The following is a 2,780-nucleotide window of genomic DNA, read 5'->3' as shown; positions in this document are numbered from 1 at the left end:
CTCCGTGAGGCACTCGCCACCCGTGTGGTGGTGGCCGATGGTGCGATGGGCACGATGTTGCAGGCGCAGGATCCCACTCTTGAGGATTTCCAGCAGTTGGAGGGCTGCAACGAGATCCTCAATGTGACCAGGCCGGACATCGTGCGTTCCGTCCATGAGGAGTACTTCGCGGTCGGTGTGGACTGTGTGGAGACGAATACTTTCGGTGCGAATCATTCGGCGGCGAACGAGTACGAGATCTCGGGCCGGATTGTTGAGCTGTCCGAGGCGGGTGCGCGGATCGCCCGGGAGGTCGCGGACGAGTTCGGTGCCAGGGACGGCCGTCAGCGGTGGGTGCTGGGCTCGATCGGCCCGGGCACGAAGCTGCCGTCGCTGGGCCATACCACGTACGACGTTCTGCGGGACGGTTACCAGCAGAACGCCGAGGGGCTGCTGGCCGGTGGCGCCGACGCTCTGATCGTGGAGACCACGCAGGATCTGCTGCAGACCAAGTCGAGCCTTATCGGTGCGCGCCGGGCGCTGGACGCTCTGGGGGTGAGTGTGCCGCTGATCTGCTCGCTGGCTTTCGAGACGACGGGCGTCATGCTGCTGGGCTCGGAGATCGGTGCCGCGCTGACGGCGCTGGAGCCGTTGGGGATCGACTTGATCGGGCTGAACTGCTCGACGGGCCCGGCGGAGATGAGTGAGCATCTGCGGTATCTGGCGCGTCACTCGCGTACGCCGCTGATGTGTATGCCGAACGCCGGTCTGCCGGTCCTGACCAAGGACGGTGCGCACTTCCCGCTTGATCCTGAGGGGCTGGCGGATGCGCAGGAGACCTTCGTGAGTGACTACGGGCTGTCTTTGATCGGTGGGTGCTGTGGCACGACGCCGGAGCATCTGCGTCAGGTGGTGGAGCGGGCTCGTGTGCTGACTCCGGCTGTCCGTGAGCCGCGTCCTGAGCCGGGTGCGGCGTCGCTGTATCAGAGTGTGCCGTTCCGGCAGGACACGGCGTATATGGCGATCGGTGAGCGGACGAATGCCAATGGGTCGAAGAAGTTCCGTGAGGCGATGCTGGAGGCCCGTTGGGACGACTGTGTGGAGATGGCCCGGGACCAGATCCGTGAGGGCGCGCACATGCTCGACCTGTGTGTCGACTACGTGGGCCGTGACGGGGTGGCGGATATGGCGGAGCTGGCGGGCCGGTTCGCGACCGCGTCCACGTTGCCGGTTGTTCTGGACTCCACTGAACTGCCGGTGTTGCGGGCGGGGTTGGAGAAGCTGGGCGGCCGGGCCGTGCTGAACTCGGTGAACTACGAGGACGGCGACGGCCCCGAGTCGCGCTTCGCGAAGGTCACCGAGCTCGCCAGGGAACACGGTGCGGCGCTGATCGCGCTGACCATCGACGAGGAGGGCCAGGCCCGCACGGTCGAGCACAAGGTGGCTGTCGCCGAGCGCCTGATCGAGGACTTGACCGGTAACTGGGGTGTGCGCGAGTCGGACATTCTCATCGACACGCTGACGTTCACGATCTGCACCGGTCAGGAGGAGTCCCGTGGTGACGGTGTTGCCACGATCGAGGCGATCCGTGAGCTGAAGCGCCGCCACCCCGACGTCCAGACCACGCTGGGTCTGTCCAACATCTCCTTCGGTCTGAACCCGGCCGCCCGCGTGGTGTTGAACTCGGTGTTCCTGGACGAGTGTGTGAAGGCGGGGCTGGATTCGGCGATCGTGCATGCGTCGAAGATCCTGCCGATCGCGCGGCTGGAGGAGGAGCAGGTCAAGGTCGCCCTCGATCTGATCTATGACCGCCGTGGCGAGGGCTACGACCCGTTGCAGAAGCTGATGGAGCTTTTCGAGGGCGTCAACATGAAGTCCATGAAGGCCGGCCGGGCCGAGGAACTCATGGCTCTTCCGCTGGACGAGCGGTTGCAGCGGCGGATCATCGACGGGGAGAAGAACGGTCTGGAGGCCGATCTGGACGAGGCGCTCACGACGCGCCCCGCGCTGGAGATCGTCAACGACACGCTCCTGGAGGGTATGAAGGTCGTCGGTGAGCTGTTCGGTTCGGGGCAGATGCAGTTGCCGTTCGTGTTGCAGTCGGCCGAGGTGATGAAGAGCGCGGTGGCCCATCTGGAGCCGCATATGGAGAAGACCGACGACGACGGCAAGGGCACCATCGTCCTGGCCACCGTGCGTGGCGATGTTCACGACATCGGCAAGAACCTCGTGGACATCATCCTGACGAACAACGGCTACAACGTCGTGAACCTGGGCATCAAGCAGCCGGTCTCGGCGATCCTGGAAGCTGCCGAGGAGCACAAGGCCGACGTCATCGGTATGTCGGGCCTCCTGGTCAAGTCCACGGTGATCATGAAGGAGAACCTGCAGGAGCTCAACCAGCGCGAGATGGCGGCCGACTTCCCTGTCATCCTGGGCGGCGCGGCCCTGACCCGCGCCTATGTCGAGCAGGACCTGCACGAGATCTACGAGGGCGAAGTCCGCTACGCCCGTGATGCGTTCGAGGGCTTGCGCTTGATGGATGCCCTGATCGGTGTCAAGCGTGGGGTGCCCGGGGCGGTCCTGCCCGAGCTGAAGCAGCGTCGGGTGCCGAAGCGGGAGACGGTGGCGGTGCTGGAGGTGGACGAGCCGGAGGGTTCGGTGCGTTCGGATGTGGCCACGGACAACCCGGTGCCGGAGCCGCCGTTCTGGGGCACCCGGGTGGTCAAGGGTATCCAGCTCAAGGAGTACGCGTCCTGGCTGGACGAGGGCGCCCTGTTCAAGGGCCAGTGGGGGCTCAA

Annotated in this window: 1 protein-coding gene; it reads left to right on the top strand. The window is 65.5% G+C overall.

Annotation, left to right across the window (positions count from 1 at the left end; all coding sequences use genetic code 11):
* The coding region (gene metH, locus G3I19_RS35865; RefSeq protein ID WP_203601121.1) for a methionine synthase at nucleotides 1-2,780 on the top strand (2,780 nt) is incomplete at both ends.

Source organism: Streptomyces sp. SID10853 (assembly GCF_010548145.1).
Taxonomy (GTDB): domain Bacteria; phylum Actinomycetota; class Actinomycetes; order Streptomycetales; family Streptomycetaceae; genus Streptomyces.
This window is presented reverse-complemented; position numbering and strand designations above follow the sequence as displayed.